The following is a 25,896-nucleotide window of genomic DNA, read 5'->3' as shown; positions in this document are numbered from 1 at the left end:
TGTACCGGCCGACTTTGCGCAGGCAAGCCGAGGGTGAGCCAGGGCAGGCTGGTGTTTACCCCCGGCGTTTCAGAATCTGGGCAGATCCGGATGCGGTAAAAGGCCGCCGCGCACGCGCATTCGCCCATACTCGGCGCAGCGGGCGCGCGTCGGAATGCCCTTGCTCGGATTGAGCAGCGCCGCGGGATCGAAGGCCCGCTTGACTGCGAAAAATGCATCGCATTCGGCTGGCGTGAACTGGACGCACATCGAATTGATCTTCTCGATACCGACGCCGTGTTCGCCCGTCACCGTTCCGCCGAGTTCGACGCAGGTTTCGAGAATTTCGGCGCCGAACGCCTCGGCGCGCGAGAGTTCGTCAGGATTGTTGCCGTTGAAGAGAATGAGCGGATGCATGTTGCCGTCGCCCGCGTGAAAGACGTTGATGCAGGCGAGGCCATACTTCGTCTCCATGCCCTCGATGCGGGCCAGCAGCGGCCCGATGCTGCGCCTCGGCACCGTGCCGTCCATGCAGTAGTAGTCGGGCGACAGGCGCCCGGCCGCCGGAAACGCGTTCTTGCGGCCCGACCAGAATTTGAGCCGCTCGGCCTCGTTGCGCGAAATCTGCAGCCTTGTCGCGCCGTGCTCGCGCAGCACGGCCGTCATCCGCACGATTTCGTCGGCCACCTCCTCGGGCGTGCCGTCCGATTCGCACAGCAAAATGGCCGCCGCGTCGAGGTCGTAGCCCGCGCCGACGAACGATTCGACGGCGCGTGTGGCCGGCTTGTCCATCATCTCGAGGCCAGCCGGAATGATGCCGGCGGCGATGATGGCCGCCACGGCTTCGCCGCCCTTGATCACGTCGTCGAAGCTGGCCATGACGACCTGTGCCGTGGACGGCTTCGGAATCAGCTTCACCGTGACCTCGGTGACGATCGCGAACATGCCTTCGCTGCCGATCAACACGGCCAGCAGGTCCAGCCCCGGCGCGTCGGGCCCGAGCGAGCCGAACTCGACGATCTCGCCGTCCATCGTGACGGCCCGCACGCGCAGGACGTTATGGATGGTCAAGCCATACTTGAGGCAATGCACGCCGCCCGAGTTTTCGGCGACGTTGCCGCCGATCGTGCAGGCGATCTGAGACGACGGGTCCGGCGCGTAGTAGAGCCCGTACGGCGCCGCCGCCTCGGAAACGGCCAGATTGCGCACGCCGGGTTGAACCGTGGCGGTGCGCGCGTAAGCATCGACGTCGACGATCTTCGTGAAGCGCGACAGCGACACGACGATGCCTTCCGCAATCGGCGTTGCCCCGCCCGAAAGACCCGTGCCCGCGCCACGCGGCACGACCGGCACGGCCAGGCGTTTGCAGATCTGCACGATGCGCTGAACCTGCGCTTCGGTTTCGGGTAGCACGACGGCGAGCGGCAACTGCCGGTAGGCACTCAAGCCGTCGCATTCGTAGGGAGCCGTATCTTCGTCGCGATAGAGCAGGCAGTGCGCGGGCAATGTCGCCATCAACGCCTGTACGACTTCTCGCTGCCGCGCCTCACGGGCTTCGCGCATGAGCGCGCCGATTTCGGCCGGTTCGGGAACGACCGCTGTCATGTGCCTCCTCGGGCCGCGCTCATGCGCGGTAAGAAAAGATCTTGCCGGGGTTCATCAGGTTGTTCGGATCGAGCGCATGCTTGAGCGCACGCATTACGTCGATGGCGTCGCTGCCGTGTTCCTCGACGAGAAAGGCCATCTTGTGCAGGCCGACGCCGTGTTCGCCCGTACAGGTTCCATCCATGCGCAGTGCGCGCTCGACGATGCGGCTGTTCAGTCGCTCGGCTTCGGCGAGCTCTTCCGGCCTGGTCGGATCGATGAGCATGGCCACATGGAAGTTGCCGTCGCCGACGTGGCCGACGATCGGGCAAGGCAGCGGCGAGGCCACGAGGTCCGCCTCCGTTTCGACGACGCACTCGGCCAGGCGCGATATCGGCACGCAAACGTCCGTCGTGACGGCGCGGCAGCCGGGCTTCAACTGCAGCATCGCGAAGTAGGCGTTGTGCCGCGCGTTCCAGAGGCGGCTGCGCTCCTCGGGGCGGGTCGCCCAGGTAAAGCCGCTGCCGCAATGGCTGGTGGCCAGTTCGTCGACACGTTGGGCCTGTTCCTGAACGCTCGCGTCGGTGCCGTGGAACTCGAAAAAGAGCGTCGGCGATTCGGTCAGCGCGAGATTCGAATGGCGGTTGATCGCGCGGATGGCGAGCGCATCGACGAACTCGACCCGCGCGACCGGCACGCCGAGCTGGATCGTCTCGATGACGGTGCGCACCGCTTCGCCCATCGAGGGAAACGCGCAGATGGCCGCGGAGACGGCCTCGGGCTGAGGGTAGAGCCGGACGGTGACCTCGGTGATGACGCCAAGAGTGCCCTCCGAGCCCACGAAAAGGCGCGTGAGATCGTAGCCGGCCGACGATTTGCGCGCGCGGGTGCCGGTTTTGATGACGCGGCCGTCGGCCAGCACGACGGTCAGGCCGAGCACGTTCTCGCGCATCGTGCCGTAGCGCACGGCGTTGGTGCCCGAGGCGCGCGTGGCGGACATGCCGCCGAGGCTCGCGTCGGCGCCCGGGTCGATCGGAAAGAAGAGGCCCGTATCGCGCAGCGCTTCGTTGAGCGCCTTGCGCGATACGCCGGCCTCGACCGTCGCCGTCAGATCTTCGGCATCGATCGACAGCACGCGGTTCATGCCCGAGAGATCGATCGATACGCCGCCTTCCACCGCGAGCAGATGGCCTTCGAGCGACGAGCCGTTGCCATAGGGGATGACGGGGGTCCGATGGCGCGCGCAGAGTTCGACGACGGTCCGGACCTCGTCGGTGCTCGTGGCGAAGACCACGGCGTCGGGCAGTTGCGGGTCGAATGGCGATTCGTCGCGCCCATGGTGCGTGCGCACCGCTTCGGACGTCGACACGCGCTCGGCGAAGGCGGCCTTCAGCGCGGCGAGCAGACTGTCCGGAAAAGGCCGGCGCGGGCGGACGGCAGCCGGGGGCACGGGATGGTTCACGAGGGTGTCTCCTGATCGCTCCCGCCTGCGAGGGGCGGGCGATAGTTGCATAGCCGGGTGTCGATTGCCAGCGCGGCGGGCGTGCTGCAATCGGCGAGCGGATCCATTCTACGCCGATGGTATGCCCCCACGAGCGCGGGCGGCCCGCATGCCTATAATGGGGCGCTTCACCTTTATCGCCGGGCGCGGCATCCATGGGAGGACGGGAGGATGGGTCATCGATTGAGCAGGATCGCCACGCGCACCGGCGACGACGGCACGACGGGTCTCGGCGACGGCAGCCGGGTACGCAAGGACGATGCGCGTATTGCGGCGATGGGGGACGTGGACGAGTTGAACTCGCATATCGGCGTACTGCTCACGGAGCCGTTACCCGAAGACGTACGCGACGTCCTGACGGTCGTGCAGCACGATCTGTTCGATCTGGGCGGCGAACTTTGCATCCCCGGACACACGATGATCGGCGATAGCCACCTCGCGCGCATCGACGGTTGGCTCGCCCATTACAACGCGCAATTGGCGCCGCTCGCCGAATTCATCCTGCCGGGCGGCGCGCGGGCCGCGGCGCATGCCCACGTTTGCCGCACCGTATGCCGGCGCGCCGAACGCGCAATTGTCGCGCTTGGCGCAGCCGAGCCGCTGCAGCCGGCGCCGCGCCGCTACGTCAATCGCCTGTCCGATCTGCTGTTCGTGCTCGCGCGCGTGCTAAACCGCGCCGGCGGCGGCACCGACGTCCTCTGGCAGCGCGGCAGAAATACCTGAGCGGCAAAGGGGCGGGGTCGCTCGCCCCCTTGCTCCGGCGGCGCGCAGCCCTGCGCTGCACTGCGACAAATTGCCCTATGTCGAAACGCCTCTGTTAACAAGTATTCTTGATGTATGTTAACGAGGAGCCCGAACGATATGTCCCCGCTTACCCCCGATCAGATCACGCGCGTCAAGGCGACGGCACCGGTTTTCGCCGAGCACGGCGCCGTCATCACGAAGCACTTTTACCGCCGGATGTTCGCCAACCGCCCGGAGCTGCGCAATCTGTTCAACCAGACGCATCAGACGAGCGGCAGCCAGGCCGACGTGCTCGCGCATGCTGTCTACGCCTATGCGGCCAACATCGACAACCTCGGCGCGCTTGGCGCTGCCGTGGGCCGTATTGCCAACAAGCATGCGAGCTTGAACATTCGCCCGGAGCACTACCCGATCGTCGGCGAAAATCTGCTGGCATCGGTGGTGGAGGTGCTCGGCGATGCCGTCGACGAGGCAACGCTCGAAGCATGGCGCGCGGCCTACGCGCAGCTCGCCCAGATCATGATCGGTGCTGAGGCGAAGCTCTACGAGCAGGCCCCGTGGAGTGGCTACCGTCCGTTCGTGGTCTCCCGCAAGCAGGTGGAAAGCGACGAAATCACGTCCTTCTATCTGACCCCTGCCGACGGCGCTCAGGCCTGCGGTTTCCGCCCTGGCCAGTTCGTGACGGTCAAGCGTTACGTGGGCGAGCTCGGCGTCGATCAGCCGCGCCAATACAGTTTGTCCGATGCGCCGAATGGAAAGTGGCTGCGCATTTCGGTCAAGCGCGAAGCGGCGAAGGAGACGTTGCCGGCGGGACGTCTGTCGACGCTGCTGCACGATGGCGTGGAAGAAGGCGCGATCGTCGAGGTGACGGCGCCGATGGGCGAGTTCTGCCTCGATCTCGACAAGACGACGCCGGTCGTGCTCGTCTCGGGCGGCGTCGGCATCACGCCGATGATGTCGATGCTGTCGACGTTGATCGCGCAGGGCAGCCAGCGCCGTGTCTCGTTCGTGCATGCCTGCCGCAACGGGCGCGTGCATGCGTTCAAGGATTGGCTCGCCAAGACGGTGGCCGCGCACGCGAATGTTTCGCGGGCGGTCTTCTACGAGGAAGTGGGCGAAGGCGACCGCGAAGGCGTCGATTACGACTTCACGGGGCGCATCGATTTCGCCCGCATCGCCGGCCAAGCGGTGCTGCCGGACGCCGACTACTACCTCTGCGGCCCGATCCCGTTCATGCAGCAGCAACGCGAGGCGCTGATCGGGCTCGGCGTCGATGCGGCGCGGATCCACACCGAAGTTTTCGGTTCAGGCGCTGTATGATGCGCAGGCGCGAGCCGGCCGCCGCCGGTTCGCGCCGATCCGATCAGGCGAGAAACAACAAGGGCCGCCCGGCACACGGGCGGCCCTTGTTGCATTCGGGGGCGGCGAGATGGGGAGCCCATGCGCGCCGCGGGCATCCCGGTCATTCCGGGTGCCCGCGATTCAATTCCCGCTGCCGCGCGCGATGCGGCGTGCCTTGACGCTTTCGGCCAGCCCTTCGAGCACGCCGATGCTTTCGTCCCAGCCGATGCAGGCGTCGGTAATGCTCTGCCCGTAGGTGAGCTGGCACCCTTCCACGAGATCCTGACGCCCTGCGACGAGGTGCGACTCGACCATCACGCCGACGATACGCTCGTCGCCCGCTGCGACCTGCCGGCCGATGTCGGCGCACACGGGAATCTGGTTCTCGTGCTTTTTCGAGCTGTTCGCGTGGCTTGCGTCGATCATAAGACGCGCGGCGAGGCCCGATTTGCTGATGGCCGAGCAGGCGGCATCGACGCTCTCGGCATCGTAGTTTGGCACTTTGCCGCCGCGCAGGATCACGTGGCAATCCTCGTTGCCGGCCGTCGAGACGATGGCCGAATGGCCGCCCTTCGTCACCGACAGGAAATGGTGCGGCTGTGAGGCCGCCTTGATCGCATCGACGGCGATCTTGACGTTGCCGTCGGTGCCGTTTTTGAAGCCCACGGGGCAGGACAGCCCCGAGGCCAGTTCGCGATGCACCTGCGATTCGGTCGTGCGGGCCCCGATGGCGCCCCACGACACGAGATCGGCAATGTATTGCGGGCTGATCATGTCGAGATACTCGGTGCCGGCGGGCACGCCGAGCTCGTTGATCCCGACGAGCAGTTCGCGAGCCGTGCGCAGACCTTCGTTGATCTTGAAGCTGTTGTCGAGATGCGGATCGTTGATGAGGCCCTTCCAGCCCACCGTCGTGCGCGGCTTTTCGAAGTACACGCGCATGACGATCTCGAGCTCCCCCGCGAAACGCTTGCGCTCGGGCGCGAGGCGGCGGGCATAGTCGAGCGCCGCCTCCGGATCGTGTATCGAGCAGGGGCCGATCACGACGATGAGCCGGTCGTCCATGCCGTGCAGGATCCGATGCAACGCTGCGCGCGTGGTGAAAATCAGATCGGCAACCGGCTCCGCGCAGGGAAACTCCCGGAGCAGATGCGCGGGCGGCGTCAGTTCCTTGAGTTCGCGAATGCGGACATCGTCGGTGTTGTGGGGGGGCATGCTTCGTTTCTCCTTATCGATTCGGCGCGGTGCGGTCGGTGTGGTGCGCGTCCGCGGCTCGGCTGGTCTTGGCGAGCCGCGGCAAAAAAAAACCGCCGGGCTCTGCCGGCGGTTCTTTCGGGAATTCGGGTTTGCGCAGTGCGCTAACACCCCTCTCGATCCGCCGGCGGACTGAGATACCAAAAGAAGTAAAAATAAAACTTCGTGGTCATGGCGGCTTTGAAGCTCGTCAAAAAGGGTGCTCCCGCTTTTATACGCCCGCCGGGCGTGGCTGGCAAGCTGCACGCCCGGAAAACGCGGAAAATCCGCATAATCGGTCAAAACGACGCAGATTAACGGCGCCGCGCTGCGGATTCAGAGCGTGCCGCCTACCGTCATCTTCTCGATGCGCAGCGTCGGCTGGCCGACACCCACCGGCACGCTTTGGCCTTCCTTTCCGCACACGCCCACGCCGGTATCGAGTGACATGTCATTGCCGATCATCGTCACGTACTTGAGCGACTCGGGCCCGCTGCCGATCAGCGTCGCACCTTTCACCGGGTACGTCACCTTGCCGTCTTCGATCATGTACGCCTCGGATGCCGAGAACACGAACTTGCCGTTGGTGATATCGACCTGGCCACCGCCGAAGTTGACTGCGTAAAGGCCGTTCTTCACCGACGCGAGGATCTCCCGTGGGTCCTTGTCGCCATTGAGCATGTAGGTGTTGGTCATGCGCGGCATCGGCAGCGCCGCATACGATTCGCGCCGCGCATTGCCCGTCACCGGCATCTTCATGAGCCGCGCGTTGAGGGTGTCCTGGATGTAGCCCTTCAGCACGCCGTCTTCGATCAGCGTCGTGCACTGCGTCGGGTTGCCTTCGTCATCGATGTTGAGCGAGCCGCGCCGGTTCGGCAGCGTGCCGTCGTCCACCACCGTCACGCCCTTGGCCGCCACGCGCTCACCGATGCGTCCCGCGAATGCCGACGAGCCCTTGCGGTTGAAGTCGCCCTCAAGGCCGTGGCCGATCGCCTCGTGCAGCAGCACGCCGGGCCAGCCCGGCCCGAGCACGACTGTCATCGTGCCGGCCGGCGCGGGCCGCGCTTCGAGATTGACGAGCGCCGCATCGACGGCGTCGCGTACGTAGCTCGCGAGGACGTCGTCCGTGAAGTAGCCATAGTCGAAGCGGCCGCCGCCGCCGCCCGTGCCGATCTCGCGCCGGCCGTTCTGCTCCGCGATGACGGTTACCGAAACGCGCACGAGCGGCCGCACGTCGGCCGCCAGCGCGCCGTCGCTGCGCGCCACGAGCACGACGTCGTATTCGCCCGCGAGCCCGGCCATCACCTGCGTCACGCGCGGATCTTTTGCACGCGCCATCTGCTCGACGCGCTCGAGCAGTTTCACTTTCGCCGTTGCGTCGAGCGAGGCGAGCGGGTCGGCCGGCAGATAGAGATCGCGGCCGGCCACGCCTTTGAGTGTCGTGGCGACCTTGATCTTCTGCTTGCCGCCGCCCGCCTTGGCGATCGAGCGCGTGGCTGCGGCCGCCTGCGCGAGCGCTGCGGGAGAAAGGTCGTCGGAGTAGGCGAAAGCCGTGCGGTCGCCCGAGACGGCTCGCACGCCTACGCCCTGGTCGATGCTGAAGCTGCCCGACTTGACGATGCCTTCCTCGAGACTCCAGGCTTCGCTGCGCGTTGCCTGAAAGTAGAGGTCCGCGTAGTCGACGCGGTGAGTGAAGATATCGGCGAGCGTGCGCGTGAGGAGCGCCTCGTCGAGGCCGTACGGTGCGAGCAGCGCGTCTTTCGCCGTCGCCAGATTGCGGATGCCGGGTTCGATGATGTTCATGCGGATGGTTCGTGCGAAAAGCGGTTCGGTTGAGCAGTTTGCTGCGGATGCTTCGTTCGTTTCGGGGTTCGGGCCGGTTGTATCGGCAACCCGGGCGGGCTGCCGCCTGGGCGTTGCGCGCGGTGCGTACGGCGCCCGCTAGGCCAGCACACGATGGCGCCACGCGGGCAGGCTGCGCCTGACTTCGTCGATGCGCGTACGCTCGATGTCGCCCGCCACCACGCCCGCGCCTTCTTGCGCGCGCACGGCGACGATCTCGCCCCACGGGTCGATCAGCATACTGTGACCCCAGGTGCGCCGGCCGTTTTCGTGCGTGCCGCCTTGCGCCGCGGCAAGCACGTAGCATTGGTTTTCGACCGCCCGCGCGCGCAGCAGCGTCTCCCAATGCGCACGCCCCGTGGTGTAGGTGAACGCCGAGGGTACGACGATCAGCGCGACATCCCCCATGCGGCGGTAAAGCTCGGGAAAGCGCAGATCGTAGCAGACGGACAGCCCCACTCGGCCAAGCGGGGCCTCGAACGTGCGCACCTCCTTGCCGGGCTGGATCGTGCGCGCCTCGTCGAACGATTCGCTGCCTTTCTCGAAGTTGAAAAGATGGATCTTGTCGTAGCGCGCCTCTTGAGTACCGTCGGGCCCGAACACGAGTGTCGTGTTGAGTACGCGGGTGGCGTCCGCCGCGGCTCCGCCCGCCGCGAGCGGCAGCGTGCCGCCGATGACCCACACGCGGTGGCGGCGTGCCGTATCGGCGAGAAAGCGCTGGATCGGACCATCGCCGTACGCTTCGCGCACAGCCAGCTTGTCCGTCTCCTTATGGCCCATGAAGCAGAAGTACTCGGGCAGCAGCACGAGCTCGGCGCCGGCGGCGGCGGCTTCGGCGACGAGTTGCGCGGCAGCGTCGAGATTGCGCTCGCGATCGGGCGTGCTGACCATCTGCAGCGCGGCGACGCGAAATGGCTTCGTCGGTAGGTCTTGTCGATCGCTCATCGGTCGGGGCGGCGAGCGCAACGCCTGCGGGGCGCGGCGCGTCACTCGTGGATCGCTTCTGTCGGAGCAGTCATCTTACCCCGATCGCCCGACAGTCGCTCGACGGTGGGATGGGACCATGACCCCGTTATCGTGTAGCGGCTCGCGAACGCGTGGGCGATCGACTCCGACAGTGCCAGGTTCGCCACGAACGCCCCCAGGCCGAGCAGCGGGTTGACGATGGCTGCCGCGATGACGGCCGAACCGGCATTCAGCGTCGGCGTGACCATGACCCGCAGGTCCTGCGTTTCGGCGGCGAGGTTCACCGTGCCCGTCACGTCGGCCCGGGCCGGCGCCGTCACGATATGGAAGTCGTCGAGATGGCCGATGCCGTCTATCACGCGCCCCTTGCCCGTGATGCTTTCGAAAGGCAGCCCTTCGCCGAGTACGTCCCTGAAGTTCAGCGTGACTACCCGCGCGAGGCTTTGCAGGCTCAGCACGCCCAACAGTTTCGCGACCCCCGGGTCGACCTTGAGAACCTGGCCGTGACGCAGATCGAGCGCCATCTGGCCGTGCAGCGTGGGGTAGTCGACGGCTGTCGGGCCACCACGCCAGAACATCTTGCCCGAGAGCGAGCCGGTGCCCGCCTTGACCGTGCGCGGCAGGCCGAGCTGATCGAGCAGCGCGCCCGCGTCTGCGATGTCGAGCTTGAAATCGATCGCCGTGCGACGTGGCGCATCTTCGTCTGCGGCCGCGGCGCTCAGCCGCCGCGTAGTGCGCCAGTTTGCTGTTGCGACCAGGTGGGCTGCCGCGTTCGTGAGTTCCAGCTTGTCGAGCTGCCAGACAGGCATGCCGTCTTCTTCCCGGTTGTGCGCGTCGACTGCGAGCCGCCCGAAGCGGTGCCCGCGCACCGTCAAATCGTCGATGAGCAGATCGATGGCCGGCATCTGTTCTCTCGTCGCCGAGGAAATCTGCCCGACGAGATCGTGATGCGTACTCTCGGGAATGACGGCTTTCGTGAGATGCGCTTTCAGAAGGCCGCTGTCGTTGCCGGCCGCGCGAGGCTCCCAGGCCAGCGTGCCCGCGAGCTGATCCGATGCGATCGTGGCTTGCCAGTTGCCCGGCACGCCCGAGCCGTCGAACTCGACGCCGGTCCATCGACGCTCGAGGAGCGTCAGCTCGCCCACGTGGGCCTTCAACTGCGTTGGCTTGAACTGCCGCAGCGGATCCGCGGCGCTGCCCGCCGGTTGCCCAGCCTTGCTTTGCGGCGCGCCGGCGTGCAGTTCGCCGACGAGGGCGCGCCAGGCATCCGCATCGAGCGAGGGCAGCGTGGCAACCACGTTCACGCCCGAACCGGTCAGCGCAGCGGGGCGGCCGATGCCGATCGCACCCTGCTCGACCTTGAGGGCGTGAGCGAGCGAGGTCTGCGTCGCATCGCGGCGCAGGAGATAGGTGGCCGCGATCGGGCCCAGTTCGAGTTCGGCGCGCGAAAGCGCGCCATTGCCGGCTTCGGTAGGCTTGACGGTGAACGAGAAGGGCATTGGCGTGCCGAGCGCCTTGTTGAGCGGTTCCGGCAAATCGAGCGCGAGGCCGGTCAGATCCGAGCGCGCGACGATTTGCGGGGTGCCGTTTCTGGCGCCGCGGATCTGAAGCGAATACGGCGCCGCGCCGTACACGTGTGCCAGCAGCTTGCCGGCCGGCCCCTGCAGGTCGAGGTCGCGCGCGCTGTCGGCCGCTATGCGTCCATCGACGTCGAATGCATAGCGGCCGTCGGTTGCAAGCGTGCCGTTGGCGCGTACCTCGCCTCCGAGCCAGCGGCCCGTGACGTGCTCGAGCGCGAGCGTATGTTCCGTAAAGTGCACGCGCCCCCGAAGCCGGTCGAGCGGTGGCCATTGATCGCGCTCGATCGTGCTGTCGATGAGGCCGACGGTGCCGCTCACGCCCACCTGCGGCTCGTTCGTACGCGGCACGGTGAGCGTCAGGTCGAGCGTGGCGGCCCCGTTCGCCCGCACTTTCTCCGCGACGTGCCCCGTCATGCTGCCTGCCGCGCTCTCGTTGAGATAGCCGAGGAAATCGGCGAGCGGCCCGTGCGCCCGGCCGTCGATCACGAGGCTCGACGCATGGTTGCCGAGATCGTCGATGCGGCCGTTGACGCGGTCGAGCACGACGCGTTTGTAGCGGGCCGCGTCGATATCGAAGCGCAAAACGTTCTGGGCCAGCGTGAAGACGCCGTCGATTCCCTCGAGCGCTGGCCAGTAGTCCGGCTCGCCGCTCTTGAGCGTCTTGGGCGGGTACGGCGACGGGTCGAACTTGCCGCCGGCAAACGGCGCGACGACCTTGAAGATGCCTGCGGTGGGCTCGCGCGAGTAGGGGAATTTGTCGAGGCCGCCGCGCACCTCGATCGTCGCGTTGCGCGCAACGCCGTCTTTCAGCGCGTGGCCGAGATAGTGACGCAGGTGCTCGCCGATGCTCGTCGGCAGATACCGCGGAATGCTCGGGAGGGTCGCACGATCGATTTTCGCGGCGAGTTCGAGCACACCGCGGCCGTGGCCCGGGTTCGTGTAGGTCGCCACGACGCTGCCTGCCGTATCGGCGTTCGCGACACTCAACTCCGGCACGTTCACCGCGAACGCCTTGTGCGGCTCGCCCGGCGCCGGCGTGATCGTCCAGCTTCCGTGGCCGCGCAGGCGATCGAACGCCAGGCGCGGATCGTCGAACTCGCCCGGCAGTGTGATGGTGGCGTTGGCTGTATCGACCGTGGCCGTGCCGCGTGTCTCGTCCGCGTCGATCGCTCCCCAGAGATTTTCGAAGCCGGGCAGCCCCGCGCGCGGGTGGCCGGCCGCCGAGAGCCCCGGCGGCGGTTCCTGTGCCGCGACGCTCACGCCTTCGAGTTCGCCTTTTACCCTGTAGCGGATGATGGGGGCCGTGCCTGCGGTGCGCTGCTCGCTCACCGCCTGCGAAGTTTCGGGGCGCGCGCGCTCGACCTCGATCGCGTAGTTCGCGACGAGCCCACGCGGATCGAACCGCACGAGTTCGTCGAGGAAGCGCTCCGGTACGGGCAGCGCCCGGCTGAATTCCGCGAGCACGCCCAGATCGACGCGGTCCCCCGCCACGCTCATCAACTGCCCATGGCGCGCGTCGGGCACGCGGTAGCGGCCCGTCAATGTCTCGAACGCGAGCGTGCGGCTGACCGGCGTTCCGTCCGCGAGCGGCGGCTGGCCGAGTTCGGCGTGCAAATTGGTCAGTCGGATGCGGTAGTCGCTTTGCGGCGCGATTTGCGCCGCCCAGCCGAAACGAGCCGCTGGTACGTCGAGCGGCGGTTGGGTCGGCCGCACCCGCAGGGCGATATCGCTGCCCTGGAGCTCGCCTTGCGCCGAGCGCAACTGGCCGCCCGAGAACGTGGTCCAGATCGCGTTGTCGATGCGCCCCGCATACAGCGTGAACGGCACCTTCACGTAGCGCGCGAGCGAGGGAAGATCGACCGGGCCCGTGGAGACGTAGGCTTGCCCACTCCAGTTTTGCGGTGCGCCGATTTCGTGCAGCGGCAGATGGCGGAACCGCGCGCGAAAGTCGAGCGGCCCCTTGAGCACGGTGCCGTCGGCTGGTGCCTGCAGCGCGACGCGGTGCGAGAGGCCCTGGTTGAAGATCGCCGCGCGTATGTCGTGCAGCGCGAGCTCCGGCGCTTTACGCTGCCCGTCGCGCCACCGCAGCGTGCCGCCGCGCAGGACGATCGCATGCTGCGAGAGCACCCAGCTCGAGAAGGTCGAGTCGCTGCTGGTGTGCATCGTCGGCACCTGCACGCCGGCCACCGACAAACTGCCGTCGGGCGCGCGCTCGACGAGCACGTCGGGGCGCTCGACGACGAGGCTTGCCAGTGTCGCCTTGCCGCGCATCAATGCGCTCCACGAGAGCGTGGCCGTGGCGCGCGGCACCGAGAGGGCGAGCGCGCCGTTGCGATCATGGATCTCGAGGTCCGTCACGTCGACGCCCGGTTCGAGCCCCGACCAATGCGCATCGAGCCGGCCGATGCGCAGCTCGACGTGCAGCCTGCTCGAAACGAGGGCCTCGATACGCGGACGGAACGTGTCGATACGCGGGAGAACGAGGTAGCGCAGGCCGAGGAATGCAGCGCCGACGACGAAGTAGATGATGGCGGCGACCGCGAGCGACGCCTTCAGCGCTCGGCGCAGCAGACGAAGATCGGGGCGCGCAGGTCCGGCAACGGCCTTTTCGACGGATTCCTTGCTGTCGGACATGCTGCAGTGAATCGGGGCTGTGGTAGTTTGGCGTCTCGGACGACGAAATGTAACACAGGGGCGCGCGCCGGCGTGGCTGCAAGTGCCGTGCCGGGCCTCGGCAATGTTGCTGAATCTTGCAAAACCTCATTCACGAACGACATCTCGAAGCGCCACGCGCGCACCATCCTGATCCATGACTGCTGCCGCACTGTCGAGTTCCGCTTATTCCTCCTATGCCGCGCGCGCGATGGCGGCGCGGCCTGAACTGGCCGCGCTCGTCGCGGCCTGGGCCCAGGCGCCCATGACCCGGGAGCGCATCGACGCGCGCCTTGCGGCGTTGGCGGCCGAAGAGCGCCTGGCCGGCGGGCTGGACGAGCACGCGCCGCTGCCCGAGCCGGCATTGCGCCGGGCGCTGCGCCGCTTGCGCACGGAGGTGTTCTGCGCGGTCATGGAGCGCGACCTTGCCGGCACCGGCGATCTCGACGAGGTCATGGGGGCGATGACCGACCTCGCGGAGGCCGCGATCCAGTACGCGCTGGCTGCGCTCACGGCCGATCTGGAAGCGCTTTACGGCGAGCCGCGCGGCCCCGAGGGGGAGAAGCTCACGCTTGGCGTGCTCGGCATGGGCAAGCTCGGTGGCCGCGAACTGAACGTTTCGTCCGACATCGATCTCATCTTCGTCTACGAGGACGAAGGCGAGACGGCGGGCGGTGCGCGGCCGCCGATCGCGACGCAGGAATTCTTCACGCGGCTGGGGCGCCGCCTGATCGGCGCCCTCGCGGAGCAGACGGCCGACGGCTACGTATTTCGCGTGGATATGCGCCTGAGGCCGAACGGCGATTCGGGTCCGCTCGTGTGCAGCCTTGGCATGCTCGAAGAGTACTTCTACGTGCAGGGGCGCGAGTGGGAGCGCTACGCCTGGATCAAGGGGCGCCTCGTATCGGGGCGCGAGGGCGAGGCGGCCCAGCGTCTCGCCTCGCAGCTCGATGCGCTCGTCAAACCGTTCGTCTACCGGCGCTATCTCGACTTCGGCGTGATAAGCGCCATCCGCTCGCTGCATCGTCAGATCGGCGAAGAGGCCCGGCGGCGTGCGTCGATGAGGCCGGACAAAGCCGACGACATCAAGCTCGGGCGCGGCGGCATCCGCGAGATCGAGTTCAGCGCGCAAGTGTTTCAACTGATCCGGGGTGGCCAGGACGCCGGTTTCCGCATACGCCCGACGCTCGCCGTACTCCAGCATGCGGCCGCGCGCGGACTGCTCGCGCCGGCGGTTTGCACGGGGCTCACGCAGGCGTACCGTTTCCTGCGCACGGTCGAGCACCGGCTGCAATACAGGCAGGATGCGCAAACGCACGCCATCCCGGTCGACGAGCACGAGCGTGCGCGGCTTGCCGAATCGCTGGGCTTCGCCGACTACGCGGCGCTTTGCGCGAAGCTCGAGACGCATCGCGAGTTCGTCCAGGCGCAGTTCGATCAGATTTTCGCCGACAAGACACGCCGGCATGGCGAGGCTGTGCACGACGAGCGCGGCGCTGCCGAGATCTGGACGAGCGCGCTCGAGGACGATGCGACGACCGAGCCGCTCGGCGCGCGTCTGGCCGCGCTCGGCTTTGGCGACGCCGGCGAGGTGCTGGCCCGGCTCTCCGGGGTACGGCGCTCGTCGCGCTACCAGCGGCTGCCCGAGCGCAGCCGGGAGCGCTTCGATACCATCGTGCGACGCGCGCTCGATGCCACCGCGGTACTCGAGCCGGCCGACAAGCGCGGCCCGACGCTGGCCCGCCTCATCGAACTGCTGGAAGCAGTCGGGCGGCGCGGGGCCTACCTCGCACTGCTCGACGAGTACCCAGCCGCGCTCGAGCGCGTGATCGCACTGCTCTCGGCTTCGCGCTGGGGGGGCGGCTACCTGGCCCGGCATCCTCAACTCCTCGACGAACTGCTCGACGACGAAGCGATCGCGACCCCCTTCGACTGGGCCGAATTCAGGGCCTCACTGCGTGCGCGTCTTGCCGCGGCCGACGGCGTCGAGCAGCAAATGGACTTGCTGCGTCATGCGCATCAGGCCGAGGTTTTCCGCATTCTGCTCATCGATCTGGCCGGCAAGCTCACGGTCGAGCAGGTGAGCGACCGTCTCTCGGAGCTGGCCGATTCGGTGCTCGACGTCACGATCGAGGCGGTCTGGCAGCAATTGCCGAAGCGGCATCGCGAGGTGCCCCACTTCGCCGCCATCGCCTATGGCAAGCTCGGCGGCAAGGAGCTGGGCTACGCCTCGGACCTCGATCTGATCTTTCTCTATGACGATCCCGACGAGGCTGCGGCCGAAATCTATGCCACGTTCACGCGGCGCCTGATCACCTGGCTGACGACGGCCACCGGTGCGGGCGTGTTGTTCGATATCGATCTCCGGTTAAGGCCGAACGGCGAGGCGGGGCTGCTCATCACCGATCTCGACGCGTTCCGCCGCTATCAGTTGCGTGAGGGCGACGCTGCGAACACGGCCTGGGTTTGGGAGCACCAGGCGATCACGCGCGCGCGCTTTTGTGCCGGCGATGCCCGCATAGGCACCCAATTCGAGGCGATTCGCGCCCAGGTGCTGACGATGCCGCGCGAAGCCGGGCCGCTGGCCGAGGAGATCGTGGCGATGCGGGAGCGCGTAGACGCGGGGCACCCGAACCGCAGTGAGTTCTTCGATCTCAAGCACGACCGCGGCGGGATGGTGGACATCGAATTCATCGTTCAGTATTGGGTGTTGCTGCATGCGGCGGCGCATCCCGAACTGATCCGCAATACAGGCAACATCGCGCTTTTGCGCGAGGTCTCGCGCTTCGGGCTGATGAGCCGGGAGGAAGCCGGGACCGTGGGCGCGGCCTACCGGACCTATCGCAAGCTGCAGCACAGGCTGCGCCTGGACGGCATGGAAAAGGCGCGCGTGCCGACACAACAGGTTGCCGCCGAACGCGATGCGGTGTTGGGCCTGTGGAGGCGAGTGTTTGGTTAGACCGTGCCGCGTGCGGCCCGCCAGCCGCGGCTCAGGCCGCCAGCATTTCCTTCGCGTGACGTCGGGTCGTTGCCGTGATCTCGAGCCCGCCCAGCATGCGGGCGACCTCTTCGATCCGGTTTGCGTGGTCGAGCGGCGTGACGGTCGAGAGCGTGCCTCCATCGGACGCAGCCGCCTTGGCGACCTGGAAATGGTGATCGCCGCGCGCCGCGACCTGGGGCAAATGCGTGACGCAAAGCACCTGCCGGTCACGGCCGAGCTGATGCAGCAGGCGGCCGACAACCTCGGCCACGCCGCCGCCGATACCGGTGTCCACTTCGTCGAAGATGAGTGTGGGCGTCGGGCTCGCCGTGCTTGCGATCACCGCCAATGCAAGGCTGATGCGGGCGAGTTCACCGCCCGACGCCACTTTGGCCAGTGGCCGGGTTGGCACCCCGGCGTGTCCCGCGACGCGAAACTCGATCTGCTCGAGCCCATGTGCGCCGCCTTCCGCGAGCGGCACGAGCGCCACCTCGAAACTGCCGCCGGCCATCGAGAGCTCCTGCATGCCGGTGGTGACGGCGGCGCCGAGCGCTTTCGCCGCCTTGGCACGGGCTTTCGATAGCTGCCTCGCGTCGCGCAGGTAGACTTCGCGCGCCGCCTCGACGGCCGCCGTCAGCTTGTCCAGGTCCGCGGCGGCATCGAGCGCGGCCAGTTGCGCGCGGCGCGCCTCGTGCTCGGCCGGCAGCGTCTCGGGCTGCAGGCGGAACTTGCGCGCGAGCGAGTGCAGCGCGTCGAGCCGTGCCTCGACCTGTGCCAGCCGGTCCGGATCGAGTTCGAGCCGCTGCGCATAATGCGAGAGCGAATAGGACGCCTCGCGCAATTGAATCTCGGCCGGTTCGAGCGAAGCGAGCGCGTCGCCCAACGCGGGGTCGATATCCGCAAGCCCGCGCAGCCTCGAAATCATGGCGCCGAGTTGGCCGAGCATCGCATCGTCGCCTTCGGAGAGGGCGTCGAGCGTTCCGCGCACGCCTTCGATCAGGCTCGCCGAATGTGCAAGCCGCCGGTGCTCGGCGCTGATCTCGTCCCATTCCCCGGGCTGCGGGGCGAGTTTGTCGAGCTCGGCCAACTGCCAGGCAAGGCGCTCGCGTTCGAGCTGAATTTCGCGGTCGCGCGTGCGCGCGAGCTCCAGCGCATGGGCCGCGTCGCGCCAGACGCGATGGGCGCCCGCGACCTTCGCCGCTTGCGCCGCAAGGCCGGCATGGGTATCGAAGAGCGTGCGCTGCGCGTCCGGGCGCATGAGCAATTGATGCGCATGCTGCCCGTGGATGTCGACGAGCATCTCTCCCACCTCGCGCAACTGGGCGAGGGTGGCCTGCGTGCCGTTGATGAAGGCACGGGAGCGGCCGTTTGCATCCACTACGCGTCGCAGCAGCACTGTGTCGCGACCGTGCTCGTCGGCTTCGCCGTTCGAAAGCGCCTGATCGTCGAGCCAGCGCATCGCTTCGGCCGTGGCGGCGAATTCCGCCGTGATGTCGGCGCGGGCCATGCCTGTGCGGACGACATCGGCATCGGCGCGCGCGCCGAGCGCGAGCGCCAGGGCGTCGATGAGGATCGATTTGCCGGCGCCCGTTTCGCCGGAGAAGACCGTGAAGCCGCGGTCGAATTCGAGGTCGAGCGCGGCGACGATGACGAAGTCGCGTATCGAAAGATGGCGGAGCATGAGATCGTATTGGCGTCGTGTGGTCGTGGCGCGCGGGCGGGCCTCAGATGCCGCGCGCCGCTGCGGTGCGCTTATTGCGCCTCATCGGGGTCCTTGTCCTTGTCCTCGTCGCTCGACGGATGCTCGTTCCAGTGGAGCTTTTGCCGCAGAGTCGCGTAGTAGCTATAGCCGATCGGATGCAGGAACGGTACGGTGTGCTTCGAACGGCGGACCTCGATCGTGTCATTGAGTTGCACGGCCGTAAACGACTGCATGTCGAAATTCACGTTGACGTCACGCCCGGCGATGATCTGAATACTGACTTTGCAGTCGTCTGGCAGCACGATCGGCCGGTTCGACAGCGCATGAGGCGCGATCGGTACGAGCACGATGCCGCGCAACTGCGGATGCAGAATCGGGCCCTGGCTCGAGAGCGCGTAAGCCGTGGATCCCGTGGGCGTGGCGACGATGAGGCCGTCCGAGCGCTGGTTGTACATGAACCGCCCGTCCACCGAGGCGCGCAACTCCGCCATTCCGGAGAACCCACTGCGATTGACCACGACGTCGTTGAACGCCAGCGCATGATAGATCGGCTCGCCCGCGCGCATGATGCGCGCCTCCAGCAGCGTGCGTTCCTCGCGCTCGAAGCTCCCGGCCAGCATCTGTGGGACGCGCTGCTGCATCTCCGAGATCGGGATGTCGGTGATGAAGCCGAGGCGCCCCTGGTTGATGCCGATGAGCGGTGTCCGATAGGGCGCGAGTTGCCGACCAATGCCGAGCATGGTGCCGTCGCCGCCCAGTACCACGGCAACGTCGGCGCGCGCGCCGATCTCGGCCGGCGTGGCCGATGGGTAGCCGGCGGCGCCGATGTCGCGCGCCGTGTCCGTTTCGAAGATGACCTCGAACCCGCGCTGAGCGATGCATGCCGCGAGGGCGGTGAGGGACGCGCCGATGCCGGGCGTGTTGCTGCGCCCGATGAGCGCGACGGTCTTGAATTGGCTGCCAATTTCCATGCCGGCATTACACCACAGGTTAAGGCTCTAAAAGAACCGTCGAGCGAGCCGTTGGCGACGGCGGCGGCAACCCGGCTGCATCCGCCGGGTTGATTTGTCGCTAGAATGATGTCGTGCCGATGACGAATCGGCCCGGCCGGCGCCCCCGCCGCGCGTGGGTGCCCCAATCTGGGGCGCCCATACAGAGGGGCGGGGGCCGGTATGCGGGCACGCTGCCGTGCCCGGCGGGCATCGGCGTTTGGGTTAAATTTTGCGTCATGTTAGAACCACGCGCACAAACTCTACTGAAAACCCTGATCGAGCGATATATCGCGGAAGGTCAGCCGGTTGGCTCGCGCACGCTTTCGCGGTATTCGGGGCTCGAACTGAGTCCAGCCACGATCCGCAACGTGATGTCGGACCTGGAGGAAATGGGGCTCGTGGCGAGCCCGCACACGTCGGCCGGACGCATCCCCACGCCGCGCGGCTATCGCCTTTTCGTCGACACGATGCTCACGGTCGAATCGGTCGAGGACGAGGCGGCGCTTGCCCGTGCCGTGAAACACACGCTTCGACCGGGCGAGCCGCAAAAGGTGATCGCCGCGGCCGCGAGCGTGCTCTCGCGGCTGTCTCAGTTCGCGGGTGTGGTCCTCACGCCGCGCCGCAGCCACGTGTTCAAGCAGATCGAGTTCATGCGCCTTTCGGCCAAGCGCATCCTGCTCATTATCGTGACGCCGGAAGGCGACGTGCAGAACCGCATGATGGCGACACAGCGCGATTATTCGCCGTCGGAACTGACCGAGGCCTCCAACTATATCAACGCTCACTTCGCAGGCTTGTCGTTCGACGAGGTGAGGCGGCGCCTGCGCGAGGAAATCGACCAGTTGCGCGGCGATATGACGGCGCTCATGCACGCTGCCGTGACGGCGAGCACCGAGGAAAGCGAGGGCGAGGAAACGGTGCTGATTTCCGGCGAGCGCAATCTGCTCGAGGTGGCGGACCTTTCGTCCGACATGGCGCGCCTGCGCAAGCTTTTCGACGTATTCGACCAAAAGACGAGCCTCCTGCAGTTGCTGGACGTATCGAGTCACGCGCAAGGCGTGCAGATCTTCATCGGCGGGGAGTCGACTCTCGTGCCGATCGAGCAGATGAGCGTCGTGACGGCGCCGTACGAGGTAAACGGCAAGATCGTTGGCACGCTTGGCGTGATCGGACCTACGCGCATGGCCTACAGCCGCGTTATTCCGATCGTCGACATTACCGCCCGACTGCTCTCCACGGCGTTGAGCCAGCAGTAACGGCCGCCGCACCGCATCCACCGCCGATCGACCCATCATGCCCGCTGCGGGCCGGTTGTGCCATTGGCCGAACGGCCGAGTGGAGCGGCGAGCGGCCGTCGTTATAATGTCCTGCACCTGAACCTGGTCTCGCGGCGCGAGGCCCCTCTTATCGCCTATGCGTTTCGACCTCGAGCTGCCGTCGCAGCCCGCCACGTCTCATCGCGTTGCCGTGCTGCTGATCAACCTCGGCACGCCTGACGCGCCGACGCCGCGCGCGGTGCGCCGCTATCTTGCGCAGTTTCTGTCCGACCCGCGAGTGGTCGAGATTCCGCCGCTCGTGTGGCAACCGTTGCTGCGCGGCCTGATTTTGCCGCTGCGCGGGCGCTCGTCGGCACGAAAGTACGCAGCCGTCTGGATGCCCGAAGGCTCGCCGCTGCGCGTGTATACCGAAAAGCAGGTGGAGGCGCTGCGCACGTTGCTCCACGCCAACGGCTACCCTGTCATCGTCGAGTATGCAATGCGATACGGCACGCCGGGTATCGGCGCGATGCTCAAGCAACTGAAGCTTGCGGGGGCGGAGCGCGTGCTGCTGATGCCGATGTACCCGCAGTATTCGGCCTCCACGACGGCAACGGCATTCGACGATGCCTTCGCCGCGCTGGGGCGCATGCGCAATCAGCCCGAAGTCCGCACGGTCCGGCACTATGCCGACCATCCCGCGTATATCCGCGCGCTGGCCGCCCAGGTGCGCGGTTACTGGGCGGCGCACGGGCATCCGGATTTCTCCACCGGCGACAAACTCGTGCTCAGTTTTCACGGCGTGCCCAAGCGCACGCTCGACCTGGGGGATCCGTACCACGATCAATGCCGGCAGACGGCTGCCCTGCTCATGGCGGAACTCGGCCTCACGTCGACCGAATGTCTTGTCACGTTCCAATCCCGCTTTGGCCGGGCGCAGTGGTTGCAGCCTTATACGGCGCCGACGCTGCACGAGCTCGGTGCGGCTGGCGTACGTCGGGCCGACGTCTTCTGCCCGGGCTTCACGGCGGACTGTCTCGAGACGATCGAGGAGATCGGCATCGAAGTCCGGGACGAATTTCTGAATGCGGGCGGCAAGGCGTTTCACCGCATTCCGTGTCTGAACGCAACGCCCGCATGGGTCGCGGCACTTGGCGAGATCGTCGCGCAGCAGCTCGCCGGCTGGCCAGTGGGCGCACCTGCTCATGCAGGAGCGTTGGCATGAGGTGCCGGCAAGTGGGACTTGCCCGTGCGCCTCGGTTTGCCGATGCGGGCAGGATCGTTGCACCCGTTGGTTCTCGAAAGGGGCGATCGCGCTCCGAAGTAGCAGCATTGCGATGAACTACAAGATTTCGACGGAACCGGGCGCGCGCCTGCGTATCGACAAATGGCTGTGGGCTGCACGTTTTTTCAAGACGCGTTCGCTCGCGGCCGACGCGGTCGAAAAGGGGCGAGTGCGCATTGGCGGCGCGGCCGTCAAACCGGCCAAGGACGTCCGTGTGGGCGATCTTGTTCAGATCGATGTCGATCGCCTCGTCTGGGAGGTCCGCGTCGTGGGCATATGCGAGGTGCGCGGGCCGGCGAGCGTCGCGCAGACGCTTTACGCGGAAACGACCGAGAGTCAGGCCCGGCGCACGGCGGAGACGGAGCGCCGCAAGACCTATCGTGAGCCGGCTGCTTCCCTGCATGGGCGGCCGACGAAGCGCGACCGACGTGTTATCGACAAACTTTCAGGTGGGGATTGAAGAAGTGCTCGAACGTGGCATGGACGACCCCGTATTCGGTCGTCTTGTCGGTGACGGCACCGGAGATGCAGATGGTCGTGGTCCCTGCGACGAGTACCAGCGCGACCACGGCGATAGCAAAGGTCAGTTTCACGGTACTCCTCCAAGGAGAAGCGCGCTACGAACTTGCGCGAACGGATGGAACGGTGCGGCAGGCGCGGCGCTTGCCACCCGACCGGAACGCGGCCGGCCTGCATGAAGGCAGTGTAGGGCAAACCATAATGGCGCTCAATGCGGCTTGCGTTCAGGGGCCGTAACCGGTGTTACCGATCGTTTCGCGCTGCCCACGGATGGTGCGGTAACGGGGCGCGGGCTCTTGAAAAGCCGTTGCGCACCCCCATTTGCACCGGCGATGCGCGCCAGAGAGTTGCGTTTTAGCAACGCGCCGCGCGCCCCCGAGGTGCCCCCGGCGCCGCGACTCGAGCCGGGGCGCGACTTTACCGCCGCTTTGATTTCACTTATTAGGACGATTCAGCGACATGGAACACCCGCAAGACAATTCGCCGAACCAGAATCCCGCGAGCGCCGGCGAGGGCGCCCAGCCGATTGGCGATCAGGTCGCGGCGCAAGCCGCCGCGGCACCCGCGGAACCGCAGCCTGCGCCCGAAGCGGCGCTTGCGGAGGCGCAGGCCAAGATCGCCGAGCTCAGCGAGAGTTTTCTGCGCGCCAAGGCCGAGACGGAGAACATCCGCCGCCGCGCGCAGGAGGACGTTTCCAAGGCGCATAAGTTCGCGATCGAGAGCTTCGCCGAGCATCTGCTGCCTGTTATCGACAGCCTCGAGGCAGCGCTTGCCGATTCGTCGGGTGACGTGGCGAAACTGCGTGAAGGCGTCGAACTGACGCTGCGCCAGCTCCAGGCCGCGATGGAAAAGGGGCGCGTTGCCGCGCTCAACCCGGTCGGCGAGAAGTTCGATCCGCACCGTCACCAGGCGATTTCGATGGTCCCCGCCGAGCAGGAGGCCAATACGGTCGTGTCGGTGCTGCAAAAGGGCTATGTGATCGCCGACCGCGTGCTGCGTCCGGCGCTGGTGACGGTCGCGCAGGCGAAGTGAGTCTGGTGTAGGCGTGAGCTCGCCCACCTTCGCGCTTGCGCAACGGCGATGAGCCCCGATCAGGCCGGCCCCACCGCGTTCTCCGTATTCAGGATGGAGGCGGTGAGCGCGGGCGGGTTCGATGCGAAGCTGGCGGCGGCGGGTGACGCTCTCGTCGTCGTCTTTTTTTGGGGCGTGAACTGCTTCAACTGCGAAATTGCAAAGAAGGCGATGCTGGCGCAGCCGGAGGCCATTCGCGCGCTCGGGCTTACCTGGTTTCACGCCAACGTGTACGAGGAGCGTGACCTCGCGCGCCGCTTCGCGCTGCACGGGGTGCCGACCTGGTACTTCTTTTACCGTGGCAAGCGGCTCGGGCGCGCGACGGGCTGGCACGGCATCGAGCCATTCCAGGCGGCGGTGGCCGCGGCGCGCGAAAAGGCCAGGGCGGAGGTGCAATCGGCTGGGGCGCACGCGGGTGCAACCGCGCAGCCGCCGATTGAAAAAAATTAATGACCGCATTGCCCGGGTGGGCTTGAAAACGGTACGGGGGCACTCATGTTGAGTGCAGGTTTGAATTGAACGGGCGGCTTGGCCGAATGTGTCGCCGCCCTCGGGATCGAAAGTCAGGAGATTAGGAAAAATGGGCAAAATCATCGGCATCGACCTCGGCACCACGAACTCGTGCGTGGCGCTGATGGAAGGCAATCAGGTCAAGGTGATCGAAAATTCGGAAGGCGCCCGCACGACGCCGTCGATCATCGCTTACATGGACGACGGCGAGATCCTCGTTGGCGCGCCGGCCAAGCGCCAGTCGGTGACGAACCCGAAGAACACGCTCTTTGCGGTCAAGCGCCTGATCGGCCGCCGCTTCGAGGAAAAAGAAGTGCAAAAGGACATCGGCCTGATGCCCTACGAGATCATCAAGGCCGAAAACGGCGACGCCTGGGTGCAGGCGCGCGACAAGAAGCTCGCGCCGCCGCAGATTTCCGCCGAAGTGCTGCGCAAGATGAAGAAGACGGCCGAGGACTACCTCGGGGAGCCGGTCACCGAGGCGGTGATCACGGTGCCGGCCTACTTCAACGATAGCCAGCGGCAGGCCACGAAGGATGCGGGCCGCATCGCGGGCCTCGAAGTAAAGCGGATCATCAACGAGCCGACGGCGGCAGCGCTCGCGTTCGGCCTCGACAAAGCCGAAAAGGGCGACCGCAAGATCGCGGTCTACGACCTCGGCGGCGGCACGTTCGACATCTCGATCATCGAAATCGCGGACGTCGATGGCGAAATGCAGTTCGAAGTGCTCTCGACGAACGGCGACACGTTCCTCGGTGGCGAAGACTTCGACCAGCGCATCATCGATTACATCATCGGCGAGTTCAAGAAGGAGCAGGGAGTCGACCTCTCGAAGGACGTGCTCGCGTTGCAGCGCCTGAAGGAAGCCGCCGAGAAGGCGAAGATCGAGCTTTCGTCGAGCCAGCAGACCGAAATCAATCTGCCGTACATCACGGCCGACGCGACGGGTCCGAAGCACTTGAACCTGAAGATTACGCGCGCGAAGCTCGAGGCGCTCGTCGAGGATCTGATCCAGCGTACGATCGAGCCCTGCCGCATCGCGATCAAGGATGCGGGCGTGAAAGTAAGCGACATCGACGACGTCATCCTCGTCGGCGGCATGACGCGCATGCCGAAGGTCCTGGAAACGGTGAAGGAGTTCTTCGGCAAGGATCCGCGCCGCGACGTGAACCCTGACGAGGCCGTGGCCGTTGGCGCCGCGATCCAGGGCCAGGTGCTCTCGGGCGACCGCAAGGACGTGCTGCTGCTCGACGTGACGCCGCTTTCGCTCGGTATCGAGACGCTCGGCGGCGTGATGACGAAGATGATCAACAAGAATACGACGATTCCGACGAAGCACCAGCAGGTGTACTCGACGGCCGACGACAACCAGTCGGCGGTGACGATCAAGGTATTCCAAGGCGAGCGCGAGATGGCAGCGGGCAACAAGCTGCTTGGCGAATTCAATCTCGAGGGTATTCCTCCCGCACCGCGTGGCGTGCCGCAGATCGAGGTGACCTTCGACATCGACGCGAACGGCATTTTGCACGTGGGCGCTCGCGACAAGGGCACGGGCAAGGAGAGCAAGATCACCATCAAGGCGAACTCGGGCCTCTCGGAAGCCGAGATCGAGAAGATGGTGAAGGATGCCGAAGCGAACGCCGAGGAAGATCACCGTCTGCGTGAGCTGGCTGACGCGCGCAATCAGGGCGACGCACTCGCGCACAGCACGAAGAAGGCGCTCGCCGAATATGGCGACAAGGTCGATGCGGACGAGAAGGAGAAGATCGAATCCGCGCTGAAGGACCTCGAGGAAACGTTGAAAAACACCTCGAGCGACAAGGCGACGATCGAGGCAAAGATCGAGGCTGTGGCGAAGGTCTCGCAAAAGCTCGGCGAAAAGATGTACGCCGACATGCAGGCGCAAAACGCGGCCGGCGCTGCCGGTGCTGCGGCGGGCGCGGGCGCTGGCGCGGGCGCGAGCCAGCAGTCGTCGGGCAAGCCCGAGGACGACGTCGTCGATGCAGAGTTCAAGGAAGTGAAGAAGGACTGAGCTCGGCTCCAGCCGAAGGAAACGGCCGGTACGTCCCGTAGGGGCGGCTGGCCGGCGACGCGCCTGGCGGACTTTCGGGTTCTCCGGGCACATTTGCTTTATGGACGGCGTGCGCGCCGCGGCTTGT

Annotated in this window: 18 protein-coding genes; 9 read left to right on the top strand and 9 right to left on the bottom strand. The window is 66.5% G+C overall.

Features of this window, described 5'->3' with window-relative positions; all coding sequences use genetic code 11:
* Positions 1-69: 69 nt before the first annotated feature.
* Both U0034_RS06085 and U0034_RS06080 read right to left on the bottom strand, forming a co-directional pair.
* Positions 70-1,584: an FAD-linked oxidase C-terminal domain-containing protein gene (locus U0034_RS06085; protein WP_085223404.1), complete on the bottom strand. Its 1,515-nt coding sequence runs from the start codon at positions 1,582-1,584 to the stop codon at positions 70-72.
* Between the two features lie 19 nt (positions 1,585-1,603).
* Positions 1,604-3,025, bottom strand: a complete 1,422-nt coding sequence (locus tag U0034_RS06080; RefSeq protein WP_085223406.1) for an FAD-binding oxidoreductase — start codon at positions 3,023-3,025, stop codon at positions 1,604-1,606.
* Positions 3,026-3,235: 210 nt separating this feature from the next.
* On the opposite strand from U0034_RS06080, the gene U0034_RS06075 reads away from it, so the two are divergent.
* Both U0034_RS06075 and hmpA read left to right on the top strand, forming a co-directional pair.
* Positions 3,236-3,787 carry a cob(I)yrinic acid a,c-diamide adenosyltransferase gene (locus U0034_RS06075; protein ID WP_085223408.1) on the top strand — a complete coding sequence of 184 codons (552 nt, stop codon included), beginning with the start codon at positions 3,236-3,238 and terminating at the stop codon, positions 3,785-3,787.
* 138 nt (positions 3,788-3,925) lie between these two features.
* Positions 3,926-5,128 (top strand): NO-inducible flavohemoprotein, encoded by a 1,203-nt coding sequence (gene hmpA / locus U0034_RS06070; RefSeq protein ID WP_085223410.1) that lies wholly within the window; start codon positions 3,926-3,928, stop codon positions 5,126-5,128.
* Between the two features lie 162 nt (positions 5,129-5,290).
* Here the strand turns inward: hmpA and aroG are convergent, their stop codons facing one another.
* The 4 genes from aroG to U0034_RS06050 all read right to left on the bottom strand — a co-directional run bounded on the left by aroG (position 5,291) and on the right by U0034_RS06050 (position 13,404).
* Positions 5,291-6,364 (bottom strand): 3-deoxy-7-phosphoheptulonate synthase AroG, encoded by a 1,074-nt coding sequence (gene aroG, locus U0034_RS06065; protein ID WP_085223412.1) that lies wholly within the window; start codon positions 6,362-6,364, stop codon positions 5,291-5,293.
* Positions 6,365-6,718: 354 nt separating this feature from the next.
* A complete protein-coding gene (gene tldD, locus U0034_RS06060) occupies positions 6,719-8,185 on the bottom strand; it encodes a metalloprotease TldD (RefSeq protein ID WP_085223414.1) in 1,467 nt (488 codons plus the stop codon).
* 138 nt (positions 8,186-8,323) lie between these two features.
* Positions 8,324-9,169: a carbon-nitrogen hydrolase family protein gene (locus U0034_RS06055; RefSeq protein WP_085223417.1), complete on the bottom strand. Its 846-nt coding sequence runs from the start codon at positions 9,167-9,169 to the stop codon at positions 8,324-8,326.
* A gap of 41 nt (positions 9,170-9,210) precedes the next feature.
* Complete coding sequence (locus U0034_RS06050; RefSeq protein WP_085223419.1) at positions 9,211-13,404, bottom strand: YhdP family phospholipid transporter; 4,194 nt, start codon at positions 13,402-13,404, stop codon at positions 9,211-9,213.
* A 175-nt stretch (positions 13,405-13,579) separates the two neighbouring features.
* Here U0034_RS06050 and glnE point away from each other — a divergent pair, with 175 nt between their 5' ends.
* Positions 13,580-16,381: a bifunctional [glutamate--ammonia ligase]-adenylyl-L-tyrosine phosphorylase/[glutamate--ammonia-ligase] adenylyltransferase gene (glnE, locus tag U0034_RS06045; RefSeq protein ID WP_085223421.1), complete on the top strand. Its 2,802-nt coding sequence runs from the start codon at positions 13,580-13,582 to the stop codon at positions 16,379-16,381.
* Positions 16,382-16,412: 31 nt separating this feature from the next.
* Here glnE and recN read toward each other — a convergent pair whose 3' ends face one another.
* Together recN and U0034_RS06035 are read right to left on the bottom strand one after the other, a co-directional pair.
* Positions 16,413-18,083, bottom strand: coding sequence for a DNA repair protein RecN (gene recN / locus U0034_RS06040; protein WP_085223423.1), 1,671 nt, complete (start codon positions 18,081-18,083; stop codon positions 16,413-16,415).
* 71 nt (positions 18,084-18,154) lie between these two features.
* Positions 18,155-19,075 carry an NAD kinase gene (locus tag U0034_RS06035; protein WP_085223425.1) on the bottom strand — a complete coding sequence of 307 codons (921 nt, stop codon included), beginning with the start codon at positions 19,073-19,075 and terminating at the stop codon, positions 18,155-18,157.
* Positions 19,076-19,332: 257 nt separating this feature from the next.
* On the opposite strand from U0034_RS06035, the gene hrcA reads away from it, so the two are divergent.
* The 3 genes from hrcA (at position 19,333) to U0034_RS06020 (ending at position 22,097) form a co-directional block, all read left to right on the top strand.
* Positions 19,333-20,352 (top strand): heat-inducible transcriptional repressor HrcA, encoded by a 1,020-nt coding sequence (hrcA, locus tag U0034_RS06030; protein WP_233211917.1) that lies wholly within the window; start codon positions 19,333-19,335, stop codon positions 20,350-20,352.
* Positions 20,353-20,509: 157 nt separating this feature from the next.
* The gene (gene hemH, locus U0034_RS06025; RefSeq protein ID WP_085223427.1) at positions 20,510-21,577 is read left to right on the top strand and encodes a ferrochelatase; all 1,068 of its coding nucleotides are present in this window, start codon (positions 20,510-20,512) and stop codon (positions 21,575-21,577) included.
* A gap of 112 nt (positions 21,578-21,689) precedes the next feature.
* Complete coding sequence (locus tag U0034_RS06020) at positions 21,690-22,097, top strand: RNA-binding S4 domain-containing protein (RefSeq protein ID WP_085223429.1); 408 nt, start codon at positions 21,690-21,692, stop codon at positions 22,095-22,097.
* On the opposite strand, the gene U0034_RS06015 is transcribed toward U0034_RS06020, so the two are convergent.
* Positions 22,069-22,230 (bottom strand): hypothetical protein, encoded by a 162-nt coding sequence (locus U0034_RS06015; protein WP_170151686.1) that lies wholly within the window; start codon positions 22,228-22,230, stop codon positions 22,069-22,071. The two genes, U0034_RS06020 and U0034_RS06015, sit on opposite strands and share 29 nt — an antisense overlap.
* A 385-nt stretch (positions 22,231-22,615) precedes the next feature.
* On the opposite strand from U0034_RS06015, the gene grpE reads away from it, so the two are divergent.
* The 3 genes from grpE (at position 22,616) to dnaK (ending at position 25,769) form a co-directional block, all read left to right on the top strand.
* Positions 22,616-23,188 carry a nucleotide exchange factor GrpE gene (grpE, locus tag U0034_RS06010; RefSeq protein ID WP_085223431.1) on the top strand — a complete coding sequence of 191 codons (573 nt, stop codon included), beginning with the start codon at positions 22,616-22,618 and terminating at the stop codon, positions 23,186-23,188.
* A 48-nt stretch (positions 23,189-23,236) separates the two neighbouring features.
* Positions 23,237-23,677 carry a thioredoxin family protein gene (locus tag U0034_RS06005; protein ID WP_085223433.1) on the top strand — a complete coding sequence of 147 codons (441 nt, stop codon included), beginning with the start codon at positions 23,237-23,239 and terminating at the stop codon, positions 23,675-23,677.
* A gap of 130 nt (positions 23,678-23,807) precedes the next feature.
* Positions 23,808-25,769 (top strand): molecular chaperone DnaK, encoded by a 1,962-nt coding sequence (gene dnaK, locus U0034_RS06000; protein WP_085223435.1) that lies wholly within the window; start codon positions 23,808-23,810, stop codon positions 25,767-25,769.
* Positions 25,770-25,896: the final 127 nt, after the last annotated feature.

It is taken from the genome of Trinickia caryophylli, assembly GCF_034424545.1.
Classification (GTDB): Bacteria; Pseudomonadota; Gammaproteobacteria; order Burkholderiales; family Burkholderiaceae; genus Trinickia; species Trinickia caryophylli.
The sequence above is the reverse complement of the archived record's forward strand: the minus strand, read 5'-3'. Positions and strand labels throughout refer to the sequence as shown.

Excerpts from the sequence above, each read along its gene's own strand:
- U0034_RS06085 (WP_085223404.1), bottom strand. The coding sequence starts at position 1,584 with ATGACAGCGGTCGTTCCCGAACCGGCCGAAATCGGCGCGCTCATGCGC.
- U0034_RS06075 (WP_085223408.1), top strand. The coding sequence starts at position 3,236 with ATGGGTCATCGATTGAGCAGGATCGCCACGCGCACCGGCGACGACGGC.
- hmpA (WP_085223410.1), top strand. The coding sequence starts at position 3,926 with ATGTCCCCGCTTACCCCCGATCAGATCACGCGCGTCAAGGCGACGGCA.
- aroG (WP_085223412.1), bottom strand. The coding sequence starts at position 6,364 with ATGCCCCCCCACAACACCGACGATGTCCGCATTCGCGAACTCAAGGAA.
- tldD (WP_085223414.1), bottom strand. The coding sequence starts at position 8,185 with ATGAACATCATCGAACCCGGCATCCGCAATCTGGCGACGGCGAAAGAC.
- U0034_RS06055 (WP_085223417.1), bottom strand. The coding sequence starts at position 9,169 with ATGAGCGATCGACAAGACCTACCGACGAAGCCATTTCGCGTCGCCGCG.
- U0034_RS06050 (WP_085223419.1), bottom strand. The coding sequence starts at position 13,404 with ATGTCCGACAGCAAGGAATCCGTCGAAAAGGCCGTTGCCGGACCTGCG.
- glnE (WP_085223421.1), top strand. The coding sequence starts at position 13,580 with ATGACTGCTGCCGCACTGTCGAGTTCCGCTTATTCCTCCTATGCCGCG.
- recN (WP_085223423.1), bottom strand. The coding sequence starts at position 18,083 with ATGCTCCGCCATCTTTCGATACGCGACTTCGTCATCGTCGCCGCGCTC.
- U0034_RS06035 (WP_085223425.1), bottom strand. The coding sequence starts at position 19,075 with ATGGAAATTGGCAGCCAATTCAAGACCGTCGCGCTCATCGGGCGCAGC.
- hrcA (WP_233211917.1), top strand. The coding sequence starts at position 19,333 with ATGTTAGAACCACGCGCACAAACTCTACTGAAAACCCTGATCGAGCGA.
- hemH (WP_085223427.1), top strand. The coding sequence starts at position 20,510 with ATGCGTTTCGACCTCGAGCTGCCGTCGCAGCCCGCCACGTCTCATCGC.
- U0034_RS06020 (WP_085223429.1), top strand. The coding sequence starts at position 21,690 with ATGAACTACAAGATTTCGACGGAACCGGGCGCGCGCCTGCGTATCGAC.
- grpE (WP_085223431.1), top strand. The coding sequence starts at position 22,616 with ATGGAACACCCGCAAGACAATTCGCCGAACCAGAATCCCGCGAGCGCC.
- U0034_RS06005 (WP_085223433.1), top strand. The coding sequence starts at position 23,237 with ATGAGCCCCGATCAGGCCGGCCCCACCGCGTTCTCCGTATTCAGGATG.
- dnaK (WP_085223435.1), top strand. The coding sequence starts at position 23,808 with ATGGGCAAAATCATCGGCATCGACCTCGGCACCACGAACTCGTGCGTG.